This window comes from Rhodopseudomonas palustris (genome assembly GCF_034479375.1).
Taxonomy (GTDB): Bacteria; Pseudomonadota; Alphaproteobacteria; order Rhizobiales; family Xanthobacteraceae; genus Rhodopseudomonas; species Rhodopseudomonas palustris_M.
On sequence record NZ_CP140155.1, the window covers coordinates 658,207 to 676,255 of the forward strand.

The 18,049-nt window shown below is 65.1% G+C and carries 19 protein-coding genes and 1 pseudogene; 10 read left to right on the top strand and 10 right to left on the bottom strand.

Translation table 11 applies throughout. The features are described 5' to 3' along the window. Window positions 1-17: 17 nt before the first annotated feature. The 4 genes from SR870_RS02865 to SR870_RS02880 all read right to left on the bottom strand — a co-directional run bounded on the left by SR870_RS02865 (window position 18) and on the right by SR870_RS02880 (window position 3,237). A complete protein-coding gene (locus tag SR870_RS02865; protein ID WP_322516545.1) occupies window positions 18-620 on the bottom strand; it encodes a TRAP transporter small permease subunit in 603 nt (200 codons plus the stop codon). Window positions 621-791: 171 nt separating this feature from the next. After that, the gene (gene moaA, locus SR870_RS02870) at window positions 792-1,829 is read right to left on the bottom strand and encodes a GTP 3',8-cyclase MoaA (protein WP_322516546.1); all 1,038 of its coding nucleotides are present in this window, start codon (window positions 1,827-1,829) and stop codon (window positions 792-794) included. 105 nt (window positions 1,830-1,934) lie between these two features. After that, the gene (locus tag SR870_RS02875; protein ID WP_322516547.1) at window positions 1,935-2,399 is read right to left on the bottom strand and encodes a PEGA domain-containing protein; all 465 of its coding nucleotides are present in this window, start codon (window positions 2,397-2,399) and stop codon (window positions 1,935-1,937) included. Window positions 2,400-2,559: 160 nt separating this feature from the next. Continuing rightward, complete coding sequence (locus SR870_RS02880; RefSeq protein ID WP_322516548.1) at window positions 2,560-3,237, bottom strand: HAD-IA family hydrolase; 678 nt, start codon at window positions 3,235-3,237, stop codon at window positions 2,560-2,562. 148 nt (window positions 3,238-3,385) lie between these two features. On the opposite strand from SR870_RS02880, the gene rpiA reads away from it, so the two are divergent. From rpiA to SR870_RS02910, 6 genes are all read left to right on the top strand, one after another. Beyond that, window positions 3,386-4,084 carry a ribose-5-phosphate isomerase RpiA gene (gene rpiA, locus SR870_RS02885; protein ID WP_322518389.1) on the top strand — a complete coding sequence of 233 codons (699 nt, stop codon included), beginning with the start codon at window positions 3,386-3,388 and terminating at the stop codon, window positions 4,082-4,084. A gap of 23 nt (window positions 4,085-4,107) precedes the next feature. Beyond that, window positions 4,108-4,617: a DUF2059 domain-containing protein gene (locus SR870_RS02890; protein WP_322516549.1), complete on the top strand. Its 510-nt coding sequence runs from the start codon at window positions 4,108-4,110 to the stop codon at window positions 4,615-4,617. Window positions 4,618-4,820: 203 nt separating this feature from the next. Beyond that, window positions 4,821-6,206 (top strand): glutathione-disulfide reductase, encoded by a 1,386-nt coding sequence (gene gor / locus SR870_RS02895; RefSeq protein WP_322516550.1) that lies wholly within the window; start codon window positions 4,821-4,823, stop codon window positions 6,204-6,206. A 197-nt stretch (window positions 6,207-6,403) separates the two neighbouring features. Next, complete coding sequence (locus SR870_RS02900; RefSeq protein ID WP_322516551.1) at window positions 6,404-7,792, top strand: class II 3-deoxy-7-phosphoheptulonate synthase; 1,389 nt, start codon at window positions 6,404-6,406, stop codon at window positions 7,790-7,792. A 138-nt stretch (window positions 7,793-7,930) separates the two neighbouring features. Continuing rightward, window positions 7,931-8,284 (top strand): diacylglycerol kinase, encoded by a 354-nt coding sequence (locus SR870_RS02905; protein ID WP_322516552.1) that lies wholly within the window; start codon window positions 7,931-7,933, stop codon window positions 8,282-8,284. Window positions 8,285-8,328: 44 nt separating this feature from the next. Further along, a complete protein-coding gene (locus SR870_RS02910) occupies window positions 8,329-10,086 on the top strand; it encodes an NAD+ synthase (protein WP_322516553.1) in 1,758 nt (585 codons plus the stop codon). A gap of 96 nt (window positions 10,087-10,182) precedes the next feature. Here the strand turns inward: SR870_RS02910 and SR870_RS02915 are convergent, their stop codons facing one another. The 3 genes and pseudogenes from SR870_RS02915 to SR870_RS02925 form a co-directional block, all read right to left on the bottom strand. After that, a complete protein-coding gene (locus SR870_RS02915) occupies window positions 10,183-11,202 on the bottom strand; it encodes an HNH endonuclease (RefSeq protein ID WP_322516554.1) in 1,020 nt (339 codons plus the stop codon). Between the two features lie 34 nt (window positions 11,203-11,236). Further along, window positions 11,237-11,359: pseudogene (locus SR870_RS02920) on the bottom strand (VapC toxin family PIN domain ribonuclease); the annotation flags it as partial. 45 nt (window positions 11,360-11,404) lie between these two features. After that, on the bottom strand, window positions 11,405-11,653 hold the full coding sequence (locus SR870_RS02925) for an antitoxin (protein WP_322516555.1): 249 nt from the start codon (window positions 11,651-11,653) through the stop codon (window positions 11,405-11,407). Between the two features lie 206 nt (window positions 11,654-11,859). Here SR870_RS02925 and SR870_RS02930 point away from each other — a divergent pair, with 206 nt between their 5' ends. After that, window positions 11,860-12,609, top strand: coding sequence for a helix-turn-helix transcriptional regulator (locus SR870_RS02930; RefSeq protein WP_322516556.1), 750 nt, complete (start codon window positions 11,860-11,862; stop codon window positions 12,607-12,609). Here the strand turns inward: SR870_RS02930 and SR870_RS02935 are convergent. From SR870_RS02935 to SR870_RS02945, 3 genes are all read right to left on the bottom strand, one after another. Next, entirely contained in the window at window positions 12,606-13,943 is a 1,338-nt protein-coding gene (locus SR870_RS02935) for an FAD-dependent oxidoreductase (RefSeq protein WP_322516557.1), read from the bottom strand. The two genes, SR870_RS02930 and SR870_RS02935, sit on opposite strands and share 4 nt — an antisense overlap. A gap of 245 nt (window positions 13,944-14,188) precedes the next feature. Then, window positions 14,189-15,340: a DUF2865 domain-containing protein gene (locus SR870_RS02940; protein ID WP_322516558.1), complete on the bottom strand. Its 1,152-nt coding sequence runs from the start codon at window positions 15,338-15,340 to the stop codon at window positions 14,189-14,191. Between the two features lie 186 nt (window positions 15,341-15,526). Continuing rightward, on the bottom strand, window positions 15,527-15,835 hold the full coding sequence (locus tag SR870_RS02945; protein ID WP_322518390.1) for a hypothetical protein: 309 nt from the start codon (window positions 15,833-15,835) through the stop codon (window positions 15,527-15,529). A 311-nt stretch (window positions 15,836-16,146) separates the two neighbouring features. On the opposite strand from SR870_RS02945, the gene cysS reads away from it, so the two are divergent. From cysS to SR870_RS02960, 3 genes are read left to right on the top strand one after another with little or no spacing between them, the layout of a single operon-like run. Then, on the top strand, window positions 16,147-17,568 hold the full coding sequence (gene cysS, locus SR870_RS02950) for a cysteine--tRNA ligase (protein ID WP_322516559.1): 1,422 nt from the start codon (window positions 16,147-16,149) through the stop codon (window positions 17,566-17,568). Continuing rightward, complete coding sequence (locus SR870_RS02955; RefSeq protein WP_322516560.1) at window positions 17,565-17,921, top strand: hypothetical protein; 357 nt, start codon at window positions 17,565-17,567, stop codon at window positions 17,919-17,921. The genes cysS and SR870_RS02955 overlap by 4 nt, the downstream gene beginning before the upstream one ends. Then, window positions 17,918-18,049: a hypothetical protein gene (locus SR870_RS02960; protein WP_322516561.1), complete on the top strand. Its 132-nt coding sequence runs from the start codon at window positions 17,918-17,920 to the stop codon at window positions 18,047-18,049. Before SR870_RS02955 ends, SR870_RS02960 begins: the two co-directional genes overlap by 4 nt.

Genomic DNA, 18,049 nt, shown 5'->3' on the forward strand with positions numbered 1-18,049 from the left:
CCCCAAGGCAATGACCACTATTGTTCTCGAGGCTTGTCGCTGCCGATATGCATCACCAGCCGCTCGGCCTCGAGTTCGGCCGCATGCTGCGACCCCTGCAGCACGTTGCTGTCGGGGATCACCCCCGCCATCATCGCCGCGCGCTTGATGATTTCCGAGATGCCCTGAACGATCAGCAGGACGCAGGCGATCATGATCAGCGACTTCGCCGGCCATTGCGGCAGGCCGCCGGCGCTGAACGATTGTTCGTTCTGATGGTAGGAGACCAGGAAGAACGGGATCGACCACCACAGCAGGATGATGGCGAACGGCATCAGGAAGAAAACATGGCCGATCATGTCGATCCAGCCGCGCAGCTTGAGCGGCAGGGTATGATTGATGATGTCGATCCGGATGTGTTCGTTCTTGAGCAGGGTCCAGGGCGAGCACAGCAGGAACACGACGCTGAACAGCACCCATTGCGCCTCGAGGAAGGAATTCGACGACATATCGAACACCTTGCGGATGACCGCGTTGCCTGCCGAAATGATCACCGCGACGACGATCATCCACGACAACCAGCGCCCGATCAGCGTGTTGAAGGCGTCGATCTTCCTGCTCAGTCCCAGCAAGGCCCGCAACGCTCGGTTCCTCCCGTTTCCGCCCGGTCTTCGTGATAAGCGAAGTAGCTCTCACAGCCGGAGGCGCGAAGCCGGGGCACCATTTCAGCGCGCAACCGTGCCGTCAATTGGAAAATGGCATTCCAATGATGGATCAAACGGTTAATACACGGACGAACTGATCGGCCGGAATCAGCCGCCGGTGACGCTCATATGCCGGCCGACGCTGGGGCGGTGGTGCTTGCGGTCGATGATGAAGTCGTGCCCCTTGGGCTTGGTGCCGATGGCGCGGTCGATCGCCGCATTGAGCAGATCGTCGTCCGGTGAGGCGCGGAGCGGGCGGCGCAGGTCGGATGCGTCTTCCTGGCCGAGGCAGGTGTGCAGCGTGCCGGTGCAGGTGATCCGCACCCGGTTGCAGGATTCGCAGAAATTGTGGGTGAGGGGGGTGATGAAACCGAGCTTGCCCCCGGTCTCCTCGACCCGGACGTAGCGGGCCGGACCGCCGGTCGAGTCCGGCAAATCCGTCAGGGTGTAGTTGGTCGACAGCCGGGCCCGGACCAGCGACAGCGGCACGTACTGATCGATCCGGCCTTCGCCGACCTCGCCGAGCGGCATCACCTCGATCAGCGTCAGCCCCATGCCGAGCCCATGGGCCCATCGCATCAGCGACGGGATCTCGTCCTCGTTGGTCCCCTTCAGCGCCACCGCGTTGATCTTGACGGCGAGGCCGGCCGCGCGCGCGGCCTCGATCCCGGCCAGCACCCGGTCGAATTCGCCCCAGCGGGTGATCGCGCGGAACTTCGCCGGATCGAGGGTGTCGAGCGAGACGTTGACGCGCCGAACGCCGCAATCGCGTAGTTCGGCGGCGAAGCGTGCGAGCTGCGAGCCGTTGGTGGTGAGGGTCAGTTCGTCGAGCGCGCCGGTTTCGAGGTGGCGGGACAGCGCGCGCACCAGCGACATCATGTTGCGCCGGACCAGCGGCTCGCCGCCGGTCAGCCGGAGCTTGCGCACGCCCCGCGCGATGAACGCCGAGCACAGCCGGTCGAGTTCCTCCAGCGTGAGCAGATCGGCGCGCGGGAGGAAGGTCATGTCCTCGGACATGCAGTACACGCAGCGGAAATCGCAGCGGTCGGTGATTGAGACCCGCAGATAGTTGATCGTCCGGCCGAACGGATCGATCATGGTCGAAGCGCCGACGGTCGGCGGGGGGGTGACGTCAGCATCGATCATCCGGCGGCCCTGTCACAAGTGCCGCCGCGGCGGCATGGAGCTCACCGCTATTTATGCATGATTACCGCCGCACACAATCGCGCGGCTTGCTGCGTTGCAGAAGGCTCAGCGCGCCGGAGCGGGGGAGGCCGGATCGGGGAACGGCGAAGACTCGGTCGCCGGCGCCGATGCTGCCGGTGCCGCTGTCGCAGCAGGCTTGGGCTTCCTGACCCGCTTCGCGGGTTTGCGGACGGGTTTGACGGGCTGCAATTCGGCCATCACCGGATTCGGATTGGCCGCGGCCGTTGCGGACGTCGTGAAATCGCCGGGCGTCACCACGACCTGAACCGGCACCGTGACCGGCTGGAACTTGTCCATGCTGAACGTAACGCTGAAGTCGGCGGCGGCGACCGTGATCGAACACGGCGTCTTGCAGCTCTCGCCGCTGGAGGCGACCGCATTGGCCCCGGCGGGTGTGGATTCGAGCTGAACGGTGGCGGTCGGCGGCGCCGACTTGAACGCGTCGAGCGACAACGACGAACAGCCGGCCAGGCTCAGGCCCGCGGCAGCAACGACTACGAAACGACGCATCTGGAATGTCCACCCTTGGTGCGGCTATCAGCCACAGCCCCCGGCAGACCATAAGCGGCCGACGGCATGCTTGCAACCGGTTCGGGTGCAATCTTAAGTATTGGTTAACGATTGTCCACGCGTATATTATGTAGTTCGATCAAGCCGATACAGTCGAATCCTAAACCGGCGGCAGCAAGCGCCCGACAGCGTCCGGCAGGTCGCGCATGTGGCCGACCAGCAAATCCGGTTTGAGTTCGGCAATCGGAACCTCGGTGTAGCCGAACTCCACGCCGATCACCGGAATCCCGGCGCGCCGTGCGACGCCGACGTCCGGACCGGCGTCTCCCACCATCACGGCCGAAGCCAGATCGCCACCGGCGCGGCCGATGGTCTCGCGCAGGATCGTCGGATCGGGCTTGGCAGCGCCGAACGTGTCGGCGCCGCAGATCGCGGCGAAGCGCGAGCTCAGGCCGAGCTGGTCGAGCAGCAGCTTCGACAGCCATTCCAGCTTGTTGGTGCAGACCGCGAAGCGGTAGCCCCGGCCGGCGAGCACGTCGAGCGTCTGTTCCAGCCCCTCGAACGGCCGCGACTCGACCGCGATATTGGCCGCGTAATAGTCGATGAAATCGACGGCGAGGCGGTTGACGTCGTCCGGGCTGATGACCCGGCCGTCGAGCTCGAGGCCGCGCTCCAGCAGCCGCCGCGCGCCTTGCCCGATCATGTTGCGGGCGGTTGCGAGCGGCACCGCGGGCATGCCCTCGCGGACCAGGATGTAATTCAGGGCGTTGATCAGGTCCGGCGCGGTGTCGATCAGCGTGCCGTCCAGGTCGAAGACAACGGTGCGGGATGTGCTCATGCGGGAAGCGCTAGCGGTCCCGGCGGATTTCCGCAACCGTCTGATGCCGGTGAGGCGATGCAATCCACCCTGTTGTTATCCCGCAAACGTCGCTAGATATGCCGCGCTGCGCCGGGGACGGTCGGTTGGGAGCAGGGGTCGGGATCCGATGAACAAGGAAGATTTGAAGCGGCAGGCCGCGGCGCGTGCGCTGGACGAGGTCCGCGGCGGGATGAAGATCGGTCTCGGCACCGGCTCCACCGCGAAGCATTTCGTCGAGCTGCTGGGCGAAAAGGTCCGCGCCGGTCTCGATGTCATCGGCGTGCCGACGTCCGAGGTGACCCGGGCCGATGCCGAGCGTTGCGGTATTCGATTGACTACGCTCGATGAGATCGACCGGCTCGACCTGACGGTCGACGGCGCCGACGAGATCGACACCCGGCTCGAGCTGATCAAGGGCGGCGGCGGTGCGCTGCTGCGCGAGAAGATCGTCGCGGCCGCATCGGATCGCATGATCGTGATTGCCGACGAATCCAAATGGGTCGACTGCCTCGGCAAGTTTCCGCTGCCGGTGGAGGTGATTCCATTCGGGCTGGCCGCGACCCGGCGCGCGATCGAACAGGCGTGCGCCAAGGTCGGCGCATCCGGCCGATTGCAGCTTCGCGAAGGCAAGGACGGCCATGCTTTCGTCACCGATGGTGGCCACTGGATCGTCGATGCCCATCTCGGGCGGATCCCGGATGCTCCTCGCCTGGCCCATTTGTTGTCCGAGATTCCGGGCGTAGTCGAGCACGGGTTGTTTATCGGAATCGCCGGCACCGTGGTGCTCGCGGGGACCGACGGAATTCGAACTGTCGAACGGGCGTAGCGCCAAATCCAGGAGAATTGGAAATGAAGTATCTGTCGAAAGCACTGCCGGCCGTCGTGCTGGCGCTCGGCCTGGCCTTGTCGGCCGGCCATGCGCAGGCCCAGACCAAGCCGCCGACCCCGGCGGCGGTCGCGGCCGCCAAGGAGATCCTGGAGCTGAAGCGCGCCAATACGATCTATGCCAGCGCGGTGCCGAACATCGTCCAGCGCACCATGGACACGCTGATGCAGACCAACCTGAACTATCAGCAGGACCTCAAGGAAGTCGCCGTCGTGGTCGCCAAGAATATGGCCGGCCGCGAGAAGGAAATCGGCGACGGCATGGCGAAGATCTACGCCCAGGATTTCACCGAGCAGGAGCTGAAGGACCTGGTGGTGTTCTACAAGACGCCGCTCGGGCAGAAGCTGCTGAACGAAGAGCCGAAGGCGATCCAGCAGAGCATGGCGTACATGCAGCAATGGGCGCAGACCTTCTCCGAGGAAGTCAACGGCCAGTTCCGTGCCGAGATGCGCAAGCGCGGCAAGGCGATCTGACCGGCCGCGTGGCGGTCCGCCTCTTTCGTCATTGCGAGCGAAGCGAAGCAATCCAGCCCAGTGCACAGAGCTGGATTGCTTCGTCGCGGAGCCTGCACTCGGACGGCGCAATGCGCCGATCCGGGCGCTCCTCGCAATGACGGCCTCACAAGTTTCGAGCTACTGAGTTTCAACGACCTCTTCAGCCTCAGGGCGAATACGTCATGACCGACTTCGACACGGATCTGTTCGTCATTGGTGGCGGCTCCGGCGGCGTGCGCGCCGCCCGGATCGCCGCCGGCCACGGCGCCCGCGTCACCGTCGCCGAGGAATATCGCTTCGGTGGCACCTGCGTGATCCGCGGCTGCGTGCCGAAGAAGCTGATGGTCTACGCCTCCCACATCCATCAGGACATCCGCGACGCCGCGGGTTTCGGCTGGACGATCCCGCAGGCGCATTTCGACTGGCCGACGCTGATCGCCAACAAGGACAAGGAGATCGCGCGGCTCGAGGCGATCTACGCGACCAATGTCGAGAAGTCCGGCGCCCGCACCGTCAAGGCGCGCGCGGTGTTCGAGGACCCGCACACGCTGCGGCTGTCGACCGGCGAGATGGTGCGCGCCAGATACATCCTGATCGCGACCGGCGGCGCGCCCAACCACGGCACGATGATTCCCGGCATCGAGCACGTCATCTCGTCGAACGAAGTGTTTCATCTGCCTGAACTGCCGAAGCGGATTCTGATCCAGGGCGGCGGCTACATCGCGCTGGAATTCGCCTGCATCTTCGCCGGGCTCGGCTGCGACGTCACACTGGTGTATCGCGGCGACAACATCCTGCGCGGCTTCGACGAGGATGTCCGCAGCCACGTCCGCACCGAGATGGAGCGGGCCGGCATCAGCATTCTCACCGGCTGCACCGTCGCCCGGGTCGAGAAGCTCGGCGACGAATACACCTCGCATCTGTCGAGCGGCTCCAGCATCGCCTCGGACCAGGTGATGTTCGCGATCGGCCGGCATCCCAACGTCGCCAATCTAGGGCTGGAGACGGCCGGCGTCGCCATCAATCCGGACAATGGCGGCATCGCCGTCAACGAGTACTGCCAGACCTCGGTGCCGCACATCTACGCGATCGGCGACGTCACCCATCGCATCAATCTGACGCCGGTGGCGATCCGCGAGGGCCACGCCTTCGCCGACACCGTGTTCGGCAATCGGCCTTCGCAGGTCGACTACACCAACATCCCGACCGCGGTGTTCTCGCAGCCGGAGGTCGGCACGGTCGGCCTGACCGAGTCCCAGGCGCGCGCGCTGTACGACCGTGTCGATATCTACAAGACCGATTTCCGCCCGATGAAGGCGACGATGTCGGGCAGCCAGATCCGCACGCTGATGAAGTTGATCGTCGACGGCGACAGCGACCGCGTGCTCGGCTGCCACATCGTCGGCCCGGAGGCCGCCGAACTGGTCCAACTGATCGCGATCGCGGTGAAGGTGAAGGCGACCAAGGCGGACTTCGATTCCACCATGGCGCTGCACCCGACCGCGGCCGAAGAACTGGTGACGATGCGGACGCCGACCGCCCGTTACGTCCGCGAAGCGGCCGAATAAGCCCGCCCCCGAGTTTGCCCGTGGTTTGCCCCGGGTTTGCTGCAGCCGCCGGGTTTGCCGCTCTGAGGCGATTCTCGTATTGTTCGCAACGGGTTGTCAGGCTGCGCGGAAATCCGGCTGGCGGCCGGGGGGGAGCCTGTGTATAACGCGGCCTCCGCGAACATATATAGAGCGGCAGGTCCTCAGGAGTTGGTCTCATGTCCGAACGTTGGACACCCGATAGCTGGCGCAGCAAGCCGGTTCAGCAGATGCCGGACTACCCGGACGCGAAGGCGTTGGGCGACGTCGAGGCGCAGCTGTCGAGCTTTCCGCCGCTGGTTTTTGCAGGTGAGGCGCGCAACCTGAAGAAGGCGCTGGCGAGCGTCGCCGCCGGCGAATCTTTCCTGCTTCAGGGCGGCGATTGCGCCGAGAGCTTCGCCGAGCACGGCGCCAACAACATCCGCGATCTGTTCCGCGTCTTCCTGCAGATGGCGATCGTGCTGACCTATGCGGGCGCCTCACCGGTGGTGAAGGTCGGCCGCATCGCCGGGCAGTTCGCCAAGCCGCGCTCGGCTCCAATGGAGAAGCGCGACGGCGTCGAGCTGCCGAGCTATCGCGGCGATATCGTCAACGACATCGGCTTCACCGAGCTCGCGCGCGTACCCGATCCGCGCCGACAACTCGAAGCGTATCGGCAGTCCGCCGCGACGCTGAACCTGCTGCGCGCCTTCGCCAAGGGCGGCTATGCCAGCGTCGAGAACGTGCACCGCTGGATGCTGCAGTCGGTCAGCGACAGTCCGCAATCGAAGGCCTATGCCGATCTCGCCGATCGGGTTTCCGGCGCGCTGGATTTCATGCGCGCCTGCGGCCTGACCTTCGCGGTCGATTCTTCGCTCGGCACCACTGATTTCTACACCAGCCATGAAGCGCTGCTGCTCGGCTACGAGCAGGCGATGACCCGCGTCGACTCCACGACGGGCGACTGGTACGCGACGAGCGGCCACATGCTGTGGATCGGCGACCGCACCCGCCAGCTCGATCACGCCCACGTCGAGTACTTCCGCGGCATCAAGAATCCGATAGGCCTGAAATGCGGCCCGTCGCTGAAGACCGACGAATTGCTCAAGCTGATCGACGTGCTCAATCCGGAGAACGAAGCCGGGCGGCTGACGCTGATCGGCCGGTTCGGCCATGAGAAGATCGGCGATCATCTGCCGGCGATGATCCGCGCGGTGCAGCGCGAGGGCCGCAACGTGGTGTGGTCGTGCGATCCGATGCACGGCAACACCATCACGTCAAACTCCGGCTACAAGACCCGTCCGTTCGACCGCATCCTCTCCGAAGTGCGCTCGTTCTTCACGATCCACACCGCGGAAGGCACCCATGCCGGCGGCGTGCATCTGGAGATGACCGGGCAGAACGTCACCGAATGCATCGGCGGCGCCCGCGCCATCACCGACGAGGACCTCAACAACCGCTATCACACCGCCTGCGATCCGCGGCTCAACGCCGAGCAGTCGATCGACATGGCGTTCCTGATCGCGGATCTGCTGAAGCAGGGCCGCGCCGGCAAGGTCAGCCCGCTGCCGGTGGCGGCGGGGCTCTAAGAGTCGGCCGCCATCATCGATCTCTCTTCCGTCATGGCCGGGCTCGTCCCGGCCATCCACGCCTTACTTGGCGTCGCCTCCGAAGACGTGGATGCCCGCGACAAGCGCGGGCATGACGACAAATAGGGGCTGGGTCAGTTGCTGAGGTTCTGGCGGGCGACGATCAATTCGTGGCGCGGGCTCAAATTCGCGATCCGCTCCGAGCAGGCGATCCGCGAGGAACTGGTCGCGCTCGTCCTCGCCGTTCCGGCCGCGTGGCTGATCGGCACAACGGCCTCCCGCCGCGTCGAACTCATCGCCGTGGTCGCCCTGGTGATCGTGGTCGAACTGCTCAACACCGCGATCGAGAAGCTCGCCGACCGGCTCACCACCGAGCACGACCCGCAGATCGGGCGGGTCAAGGACATGGGCTCGGCCGCGGTCGGGGTCGCCCTCGCGATTGCCGGGATGGTCTGGCTGTTCGCGCTCGGCGAGCGCATGGGGCTGGTCTAGCTCTGCCAATTGCGAAGCGGGCAGGGGGCGGCTAAATCTCGGGGATGACCGACACAGCCGCCCGTTTCACGATCTCGCTCGCCCAGCTCAATCCGACGGTCGGCGACATCGCCGGCAACGCCGCGATGGCGCGCACGGCGCGCGCGCAGGCCGCGGCCGAGAACGCCGACGTCATCGTCTTTCCTGAGCTGTTCATCTCCGGTTATCCGCCGGAAGATCTGGTGCTGAAGCCGGCGTTCCAGGCGGCCTGTCGTGCGGCGGTCGAGGAGCTGGCGCGCGAGACCGCCGATGGCGGGCCGGCAATGCTGATCGGCTCGCCCTGGGTCGACGGCGGCAAGCTCTACAACGCCTGCGCGCTGCTCGACGGCGGCCGCATCGCGGCGATCCGCTACAAGGTCAATCTGCCGAACTACGGCGTGTTCGACGAGAAGCGCGTGTTCGCACGCGGCCCGGTGGCTGGTCCGGTGACGATCCGCGGCGTCCGCGTCGGCGTGCCGATCTGCGAGGACACCTGGCTCGAGGAATCCGAGGACTACGAGAACGTCGTCGAATGTCTCGCCGAGACCGGCGCCGAGATCCTGATCGTGCCGAACGGCTCGCCCTACGCGCGCGGCAAGGGCGATCTGCGGCTGTCGGTGCAGGTCGCGCGCGTCACCGAAAGCGATCTGCCGCTGGTCTATCTCAACCAGGTCGGCGGCCAGGACGAACTGGTGTTCGACGGCGCATCCTTTGCGCTCAATGCCGACCGCTCGCTCGCGGCGCAATTGCCGGCGTTCGCCGAGTGCATCACGACGCTGCACTGGCACAAGGGCGCCTCCGGCTGGCGCTGCGACGGCCCGGTGGCCGCGGTGCCCGACGGCGACGAGGGCGACTACGCCGCTTGCGTGCTCGGCCTGCGCGACTACGTCCGCAAGAACGGCTTCCCCGGCGTGCTGCTCGGCATTTCCGGCGGCATCGATTCCGCGCTGTGCGCCGCGATCGCGGTCGATGCGCTCGGCGCCGACAAGGTCCGCGGCGTGATGCTGCCGTTCCGCTACACCGCGCAGATCTCGCTGGATGATGCCGCCGGGCTCGCGAATGCACTCGGCTTCGGCTACGAAGTGCTGCCGATTGCGGCCGCGGTCAACGGCTTCGAGGAGATTCTGGCGAAGCCGTTCGAAGGCCTCGAACGCGACATCACCGAGGAGAATCTGCAGGCGCGCACCCGCGGCACGCTGTTGATGGCGATCTCCAACAAGACCGGCGCGATGGTCGTCACCACTGGTAACAAGTCGGAAATGAGCGTCGGCTACGCCACGCTGTATGGCGACATGAACGGCGGCTTCAATCCGATCAAGGACATCTACAAGACGCAAGTATTCAGGCTGTCGTCATTGCGCAATCGCTGGAAGCCCGACGGCGCGCTCGGCCCCGACGGCGAGGTGATCCCCGAGAGCATTATCGTGCGCCCGCCGACCGCGGAGTTGCGCGACAACCAGACCGACCAGGATTCGCTGCCGCCCTACGAGGTGCTCGACGCCATCCTCGAGCGGCTGGTCGAACGCGAGCAGCCGCTGGCATCGATCGTCGCCGACGGCTTCGACAAGGACACCGTGGTGCGGATCGATCGGCTGTTGAACATCGCCGAATACAAGCGCCGCCAGGCCGCACCGGGCGTCAAAGTCACCCGCAAAAACTTCGGCCGCGACCGCCGCTACCCGATCACCAACCGCTTTCGCGACAAGGCCGAGGCGCTGGCCGAGCCGGACGAGGCGCTGGTGGTGCGGGCAGGGCGAGCGTCGAGCGAGGCGTTCGAGGGGTAGGGTTAGTTGTGGGCCAATGAAGCGGTGCCGGTCAGTATCAGAGATCGAACAAGGGCTCCGCTGAGTTCATCTGTTACTTCGTGCACTATGTCCGGCTTAAAGGGGGTCGGGAAAGGGTGGGGGCCTTCGATTTTTAGTCATCTCGCGCGCAATCCTATGTTGCTCTTCGCCGAGCGTAGTTTTAACTGTTCTTTTGTTCGCTGTATCAATCGCTAGAAACGGTAGATTCATCGCGTCTGCATGGCTGTCGACATAGCGGCTTGCATTGCGACTTACGGGCATGGCTACTGCGAAAATATCGAAAACTCTAGCTGCAACGATCACGGACCCATCGACGACTGATGAAAAGGCGAGATGGTGGGCTCTATGCGGAATCCAAAAATTGAAAGCCGGACACGGCTCCGCCCAGCCCACATATCCGGGCAGCATGTCGCTTGAGGTTATGTCATCCATCAATATCGCATGCCGCAACTCGAGTGACATCGGGTCGTCCAGATAACTTTCCCCGAGCCATACGAACGCTAGTTCGTATGCGATCTTCATCATCGCCTGCCGCAAAAAGGCGAATCTCACATTAACGTTCACTTGGATTAATGGTCGTTCTATTGTGCTGAGCGTGGCTTTTCCAGCTTCGATCGCGAGCTCTTCCGACGATAGCGGCGGCAAGCCTTGCCGCTTGCGCTCACGCTGAATGATCTTCGGAATTTGCCCCTTGTCGCGCTGGTCCAGCGTAATTTGACGAACTTTCTTGCCGTCTGACGTCACCAGATCGGCGGCATGATAGAGTTGGCGATGGTCGAGCGTTCCGGTTGCCTTGTTAAAGGACGTTTGGATACGATTCGCTGCCGGTCCGACAAGTTGCTGGTCGCCGAGAAACATCTCGAATATCGAAGGCGGATCACGACTATTCCCGGTCAGTGCTAGTTCTGCGCGGCGTATTCGGATGGGCAGAAAGTTGTTGAGCGCGGAATCGACGCGGCTTCCCAGCGCGGAATTGCATTCGCCACATACTCGGTCGGTAGTGATCGTACCGCCGATCGCAAGCGAAAAGACGTGCTCCACACTTGGCTGGCGTTCTTTAAGGCAAAAGATGCAGCGCATTGATTCAATATACATCGAGGTTGATGATAAGCGAAGTGCCGCTCAGGGGGGCGATCATCATGTCGAGGGGCGCGAGCGTGACGCCTTTGGCGTCGCATGCTGCGCGGAGGTCGGCATAGGCCTTGGTGACGTCCTGGTCTCAGGGCAGTACGTCGACACGGAGTAGGAATTTACTGGCGATGCCAGGTTCGAGATCGAGCCGTAGCTCGCTCCTGCGCTAGACCAGATCGCGATCCTGCGATGGCCCTCTCCGGTCGGCCGGGCTCATGAAATCGTCGGGCACCTGATCCTGATCGTAGAGTGCGATCAGGCCGTCCCAGGAATGCGGCTTGCGGGACAGGATGACGTCGCCGGTTCTGGGATCGCGGTGCACGTAGACTTCGCTGCCCTCGAAGCGGAACTCGGCCGGGAGCCTGACGAACTGGCCGCGGCCGGTGGTGACAATCTTGGCGGTCCGAGATGTCATGGAGGCCTCCATGCTCGTGAAATCCATCAGCATGGATATCATGAATTGGCGTTCGCTCGAAGGCTGATCGCCCGTGCAACGCGTCCCCGATTCGATGCGCTCTTGCCCCTTCCGCCGCCACCCGGTTTGATGGGCGCCCGCACCGGCCCATGCCGTCGTCGCTTCGCGATCGGCACGGTGCACCCGCCGATCACAGCGAGCCGCGAATGCCGATCCACGATCCTGCCGTCATGGTCCCCGATCTGTCGCGCCCTGCCGCGCCGGCGGCGTTCGCCGAGGCGGCGATGCTGTCGCTGCGGCCCTTGTTCGGCGCGACCCGCGCGGTGCTGTCCGATCGGCAGCGCGGGCGGCCCGGCGAGATGCACTTCGTCAACTGGCCGTCCTGGTGCCAGGCGCATTATTGCGCCGAGGTGAGGGCGCGCGATCCGATCCGGAGTTGGCTCGATCGGGAGGCGTCGGAGAACGGCGTGACGCGGCTGTCGGACCTGCTGCCGGCTGCCCGCCGCGCGGCGCTGCCGCGCGAGACGCTGCTGGCCGACAGCGGCGCCGGCTTCGTGCTGATCATGGCGTTGCGTGAGCAGAACCGCATCGTCGGCGCTTTGAGTCTGGTCCGCGACGCCGGGCTCGGCGATTTCGACGAGCGTGACCGCGGGCTGGCGCTGGCGCTGCTGCCGCTGCTGGAGATGGCGTATCACGGCGTCATCGCGCGCGCCGCGGCGACGGTGCCGCTGTTTGCCGGCAACGACCTGTTCCACGCATTGACGCCGCGCGAACGGCAGGTTGCGGCGCTGGCGGCGGCCGGCCATCCGAACAAATCGATCGCGCGCATGCTCGATGCCAGTCCGTGGACGATCAAGAACCACATGCGCGCGGTGCTCGATAAGACCGGCACGCGCAATCGCACCGAACTGAGCGCGCTGATCGGTACGCAGCGCCATGGGGGCGACGCCAGCTAAGCGCCGCGCCCGATGAGGTCCTCGGCGGCCTGCAGCCCCGACCAGTGCGACTGGCCGACCGTGCTGTTGGTGAGATAGTCGCCGCAGAACGCGACGCGCGGCAGCGGCCCGAGGTCGTGAAACCGCTGCAGGCCGCCGATATAGCCCTTCGGCCGCTTGCAGATCGCGTCCGGTTGACGCGAGATGAAGCTGTCGATCACGCGCGTCTCGGCCAGTTGCGGCAGGGCGTCGACGACGTCGCCCCAGGCGATGGTCAGCAGATCCGCGGTGCTGGCGTCGGCGTGCTGCCGGCAGCCAAAATCCTTCCATTGCGAATGCGCGAAGGTGGTGCCGTTGCCCATGTCGGTGAAGCGCAGATTGCCGGTGCGGCGAAATCCGTCGGCCGCGGGCAGCACGTAGGTGTCGAGCAGATCGCCCTTGGGACGGTCGAGCAGATAGTAGACGATGTGGTGACCGGAATAATCGATCTTGTCGAAGAATCCGCGGCGGGCGTCGTCCAGCATCGGCATCAGCGCAGCCACCTTGTTGCCGGGCACCGCCATGACGACGGCATCGCCGCTGAGTGTCTCGGCGTGCCCGTCCTGCTGGATGTCGACCTGCACCCCGTAGGCATCGTAGCGCACCGCACTGGCCCGGCAGCCGAGCCGGAGCTCGACCTTGGGATCGGCGGCGAGGCTGCGACCGAGCTCCCAGGTGATCCGGCCTGCGCCGCGCTCCTTGAAGCTCCAGATCCGGTCGCCCGACCACGACAGCCGGCCGGCCGTGCTCCACGCCGTCCAGGCCAGCGAGTAGTCGTCCTCACCGTAGCCGCAGAACATCGCGACGCAGGGTTCGAGGAAGTAATCGACGAAGGTCGGCGAGTAGCGGCGGAAATATTCGCAGGCGTTGACGTCGTCGAGCGCCGCGGCGCTGGTGATGTCGCGCGGATCGCCGGCCACGGCGACCTGGGCGAGCTTCGGCAGCGTCGCCAGCAGCTTGGCCTTTTCGAGCAGTGGAATCGCCGGATGCTTGGCGGCGCTGATCAGGTCGAAGGCGCCGAACGCCACGGTCCGCTTGCGCTCGACCAGCACGTTCCATTGATGGGCGGCGGTGAGGTCGACCATGCCGTCCGGCTGATCGATGCCGAGCTTGCGGGCGAGATCGATCAGATTGGTCTCGGCGCCGAGAAAGGCGAACGCCCCGGTGACCGCCCAGACGCCGTGCCACTCGACGGAGCGGCAGCGCCCGCCGGGTTCGGTGTCCTGTTCGAGTAGCACGACCTCGTGGCCGTCCTCGCGCAACCGATGGGCCGCGCCCAGTCCGGCGATGCCGCCGCCGACCACAATGATTCGCATCGACCAGCTCCGTTCGTTGTCGGCGAAGCGGGGAAGCTAGGATGGCCGGCGCGCCGCCGGCTATGGCCCGGATGGGCTATGCGGGTTGGGCGAGGGCGGTGTCGCCGGCAATGGCGGTATCGGAGGACTGTTATCGGCGCCCAGGATGCATCGCCGGCGCGCAGACGCCGTCGCCACATTTCGCCCAATGTTTGTCACGGGTTTGCCGCAAGCAAATCGGCGCTGCGCGCGCCTCCGCTGAGCCCTTACCGCGCCGGGATGAAGGTCGGGCCGACTGAGCGGATCGTGCCCGGATCGGACGAACTCGTGGTGGCCGGCGGTTTGGCGTCGCCATTCGCCGGTGTGGCCGGGGGTGCGGCGGCATTGCCCTTGCGGGCCGCGGCCCGCTGCGCCGGCGGCAGCGCCATCCGCTTGGCGCTCTCCTCGGTGACGATGATGTCGCCATGCTCGCGCGCGGAAGTGTCATCGACGCCCTTCAACGCGTCGGCCCAGCTCTGGTTCGCGGCCTTGCACGAGCACGCCGGGTTGAATTCCTGACGATAGCGGAACGCGGCCGGCAGCGAGGTGTAGGGCTGGCCGTTGATCGACACCGCGGAGTTCATGTCCTGGCCGGGGTTGCGATAGGCGTACAGCGCCGCGTCGGATGCCGGGCACAGGCTCTTGCAGGTCTTCTCGTCGTCGGCGAAACGGCCCGGTACGGTCGCGAAGGAGATCGGGAAGTAATAGCCGTCGCAGGTGCGGACGCAGACGGTGCGGAAGGTGCCGGAATCGGTGTTGAAATCCGGCAGCGGCGCGCCGGGGACGTTCGGCGAGTTGCCGCGGAACAGATTGTCGAGGAAATTGCCGCTGCCTTGCTGCGCGGCCGCGGCGTATTGCGGGCCGCAATTGTTCTGCGCCAGCGCCATCAGCACCGAGCGGCGCTGATTGTCGCGGTCGCCGCCGCCGGGGCCGCCGGTGCGCAGCCGCTCGAGGCCCGAGGTCATCTGGTCGAGATTGCCGCGCATCTGCTGGATCTGGTTGTTGACCGGGCCGCACTGCGCCGACTGGCCGTTGAACAGCGAGAAGAAGCCGGAGCTGTCGCAGCCCATCCGCTTGGCCTGCATGGTGACGCGGTCGAGCTCGCCCTGCTGGCGGTTGACGGCGTCCTCGTAGCGGCGGATCTGCTCGGCGCGGGCCGGATCTCCGCCGCCGCGGTCGATCGACGCGAGTTGCGCTTCGAGACGCGGGCAGACCGGATTGACCGCGCCCTGAGGTGCGCCGCCGGGGGGCGGATAGCCCTGCTGCGCATGCGCGCCGGAGCCGGGCGTGGCGATGTCCAGAAGCACGGCGGCGAACAGCGCGGCGCCGGCCAGCAACCAGCGGCGGGGGGACTTCGCGGTCTCGAACAATTCCGGCATTCAGGGATTCCGAGCGGATGGTGAGATCGGCGTCCGCCGAACCGTCTCAGCAAACCCGCGCGATCGAATCCGCCGGGCAATCCGTTGAAACCGCGACGGTAAAGCACCTCTTAACGGCTTCTCGCGGCATCGTCACGTCGTTTCCGGGGCGTCTCTGTGGCGGAGCCACAGGCGATTTCGCGCAGCCTAACGCTGGCAGGTGATCGCGACATATTCGTCGCAGCCGCCCCGCAGGCAGGCGGCGCCGACGGTCTTCGGCACCGCGCCGGTGACCTCGTCCGGGTCGACCCGGCGATAGGCGGTCGCCTGGACGAAATCCCGCTCCTTGCAATAAGCCAGCGCCGCATGGGCGCCGCATCGCTCGCTCTTGGCCAGGCACTGGTCGACGCCGTTGCCGTCCGGCTGGTTGGCGATAATAAAGACGCGGCTGTCCGCCGAGGCGGCAGAAGCCGAGAGCAGCACCAGGCAGGCAACAAGGGCTGGAATCAGTTTCATGGGACACCAGTGGACCAGAGCAGCGGCCTCCGACCGATAGCCGACAAAGGGTAAAGATTGGTTAACCATGGGCGGGAACCCGGCCGGCGCGGAGCCGGGGAAGGGCTCCCATCGGAAATCGGTCGGTCCCGTTCCCTTAGGGCATTCGACGGGCTTGACGCCGTTCCGGCGGCTGGCCATGGTGCGCCGATGAACGGTCTTTTCTCGATTTGTGGCATCTGCCGCGAGATTATGAGCTAGCTCAACGCTGGCTGAGGCCGTCTTTTCTCTCATGAGATCACTGGACGCCCGGCCGCAGGGGACGGGAATCCATGGCTTTGCGCCTCTACGATACGCTGACCAAGGAGAAGCGCGACTTCGCGCCGATCGATCCGCACAACGTGCGGATGTATGTCTGCGGTCCCACGGTCTACGACTTCGCCCATATCGGCAACGCCCGGCCCGTCATCGTGTTCGACGTGCTGTTCCGGCTGCTGCGGCATCTCTACGGCGCGGATCACGTCAAATACGTCCGCAACATCACCGACGTCGACGACAAGATCAACGATCGCGCGGCGCGTGACTATCCCGGCCTGCCGCTGAACGAGGCGATCCGCAAGGTCACCGAGCAGACCGAGCAGCAATTCCACGACGACGTCGATGCGCTCGGCTGCCTGCGGCCGACCGTCGAGCCGCGCGCCACCGAACACATCGGCGAGATGCGCACCATCATCGACCGGCTGGTCGAAGGCGGCTTCGCCTATGTGGCCGCGGATCACGTGCTGTTTTCGCCGGCGGCGATGAACGCCGCCAACGGCGTGCTGCCGCGCTACGGCGCGCTCGCCAATCGATCGCTCGACGAAATGATCGCCGGCGCCCGCGTCGACGTCGCGCCCTACAAGCGCGACGCCACCGACTTCGTGCTGTGGAAACCGTCGAAGCCCGGCGAGCCGTCCTGGCCGTCGCCGGCCGGCATCACGACGCAAGGACGGCCGGGCTGGCATATCGAATGCTCCGCGATGTCGTGGAAGCATCTCGGCGAGACCTTCGACATCCACGGCGGCGGCATCGACCTGGTGTTTCCGCATCACGAAAACGAAGTCGCCCAAAGCTGCTGCGCCTTCCACACCGAGCGCATGGCCCAGACCTGGATGCACAACGGCTTCCTGCAGGTCGAAGGCGAGAAGATGTCGAAGAGTTTGGGGAATTTCGTCACGATCAGGGAGTTGCTGGAGACGGAGAAATTCGGCGGACGGAAGTGGGAGGGACTTGAGCTACGCTTGGCAATGTTAAGGACGCACTATCGCCAACCGATCGATTGGACTCATCAAAATCTGGAGGAAGCTCGGCAAGCTTTGGACAGTTGGGCGAACAAAATCGAAGGCATTGAGGCGGTACCTCCATCAGTGAATCTTTGCGAGGCCCTTCTAGATGACCTCAATACTCCGCGTGCGATTGCAGAATTGCATCGCCTGGGAAGAGCAAAGGACTATTCTGGGTTGGCAGCCGGATTGAAGCTAATGGGGCTTGATCTTGCCAGCTATAGGTCACCTCTCACCAAAGCCGTTCATTCTGCTTTTGAGAAGCGCGATAGAATTGATGCGCTTATCTCGGAACGAACGGCCGCCCGCGTGCGCAAAGACTTCAAAGAATCCGACCGCATCCGCGACGAGCTCGCCGCGATGGGCATCGCGATCAAGGACGGCAAGGACGCCGACGGCAAGCCGGTGACGACCTGGGAGATCGCGCGATGAGCGGCGTCTCCACGGTCGTCATTGCCGGGCTTGACCCGGCAATCCATCCCGCAAGTCACGCCGCCATTGTTGCGAAGATGGATGCGCGGGTCGAGCCCGCGCATGACGGTGGTGTTTGGGGAGCCGCACTGCCTCTTACCGACGTCATTCCGGGGCGCACGCGCAGCGTGCGAACCCGGAATCTCGCCGCCACAACCTCGGGATTCCGGGTCTGCGCCCTGCGGGCGCATCCCGGAATGACGAACGAAAGATTGTTCGGGGCTGCGAACGCGGAAGTCGCAACCGTCGAAGCGTCAGGCGCGGAGGTCGCAGGCGCAAAAGTAGCGAAGGCCGAACGGGAGATCATCCAATGACAGAGAACAATCCCTCGCATCGCCCCGACACGCCGTTTCCGAGGCACTGGCTGTACTACATCGCGATCAAGATCGCGCTGCTCGCCGGCGCGACGGCGCTGGTGCTGAAGCTGTACAATTTCTGGTGA

Bases quoted from the DNA above. Each gene is read 5' to 3' on its own strand.
- moaA (WP_322516546.1), bottom strand. From the start codon at position 1,829: ATGATCGATGCTGACGTCACCCCCCCGCCGACCGTCGGCGCTTCGACC.
- SR870_RS02875 (WP_322516547.1), bottom strand. From the start codon at position 2,399: ATGCGTCGTTTCGTAGTCGTTGCTGCCGCGGGCCTGAGCCTGGCCGGC.
- SR870_RS02880 (WP_322516548.1), bottom strand. From the start codon at position 3,237: ATGAGCACATCCCGCACCGTTGTCTTCGACCTGGACGGCACGCTGATC.
- rpiA (WP_322518389.1), top strand. From the start codon at position 3,386: ATGAACAAGGAAGATTTGAAGCGGCAGGCCGCGGCGCGTGCGCTGGAC.
- SR870_RS02890 (WP_322516549.1), top strand. From the start codon at position 4,108: ATGAAGTATCTGTCGAAAGCACTGCCGGCCGTCGTGCTGGCGCTCGGC.
- gor (WP_322516550.1), top strand. From the start codon at position 4,821: ATGACCGACTTCGACACGGATCTGTTCGTCATTGGTGGCGGCTCCGGC.
- SR870_RS02900 (WP_322516551.1), top strand. From the start codon at position 6,404: ATGTCCGAACGTTGGACACCCGATAGCTGGCGCAGCAAGCCGGTTCAG.
- SR870_RS02910 (WP_322516553.1), top strand. From the start codon at position 8,329: ATGACCGACACAGCCGCCCGTTTCACGATCTCGCTCGCCCAGCTCAAT.
- SR870_RS02915 (WP_322516554.1), bottom strand. From the start codon at position 11,202: ATGTATATTGAATCAATGCGCTGCATCTTTTGCCTTAAAGAACGCCAG.
- SR870_RS02925 (WP_322516555.1), bottom strand. From the start codon at position 11,653: ATGACATCTCGGACCGCCAAGATTGTCACCACCGGCCGCGGCCAGTTC.
- SR870_RS02930 (WP_322516556.1), top strand. From the start codon at position 11,860: ATGCCGATCCACGATCCTGCCGTCATGGTCCCCGATCTGTCGCGCCCT.
- SR870_RS02935 (WP_322516557.1), bottom strand. From the start codon at position 13,943: ATGCGAATCATTGTGGTCGGCGGCGGCATCGCCGGACTGGGCGCGGCC.
- SR870_RS02940 (WP_322516558.1), bottom strand. From the start codon at position 15,340: ATGCCGGAATTGTTCGAGACCGCGAAGTCCCCCCGCCGCTGGTTGCTG.
- SR870_RS02945 (WP_322518390.1), bottom strand. From the start codon at position 15,835: ATGAAACTGATTCCAGCCCTTGTTGCCTGCCTGGTGCTGCTCTCGGCT.
- cysS (WP_322516559.1), top strand. From the start codon at position 16,147: ATGGCTTTGCGCCTCTACGATACGCTGACCAAGGAGAAGCGCGACTTC.
- SR870_RS02955 (WP_322516560.1), top strand. From the start codon at position 17,565: ATGAGCGGCGTCTCCACGGTCGTCATTGCCGGGCTTGACCCGGCAATC.
- SR870_RS02960 (WP_322516561.1), top strand. From the start codon at position 17,918: ATGACAGAGAACAATCCCTCGCATCGCCCCGACACGCCGTTTCCGAGG.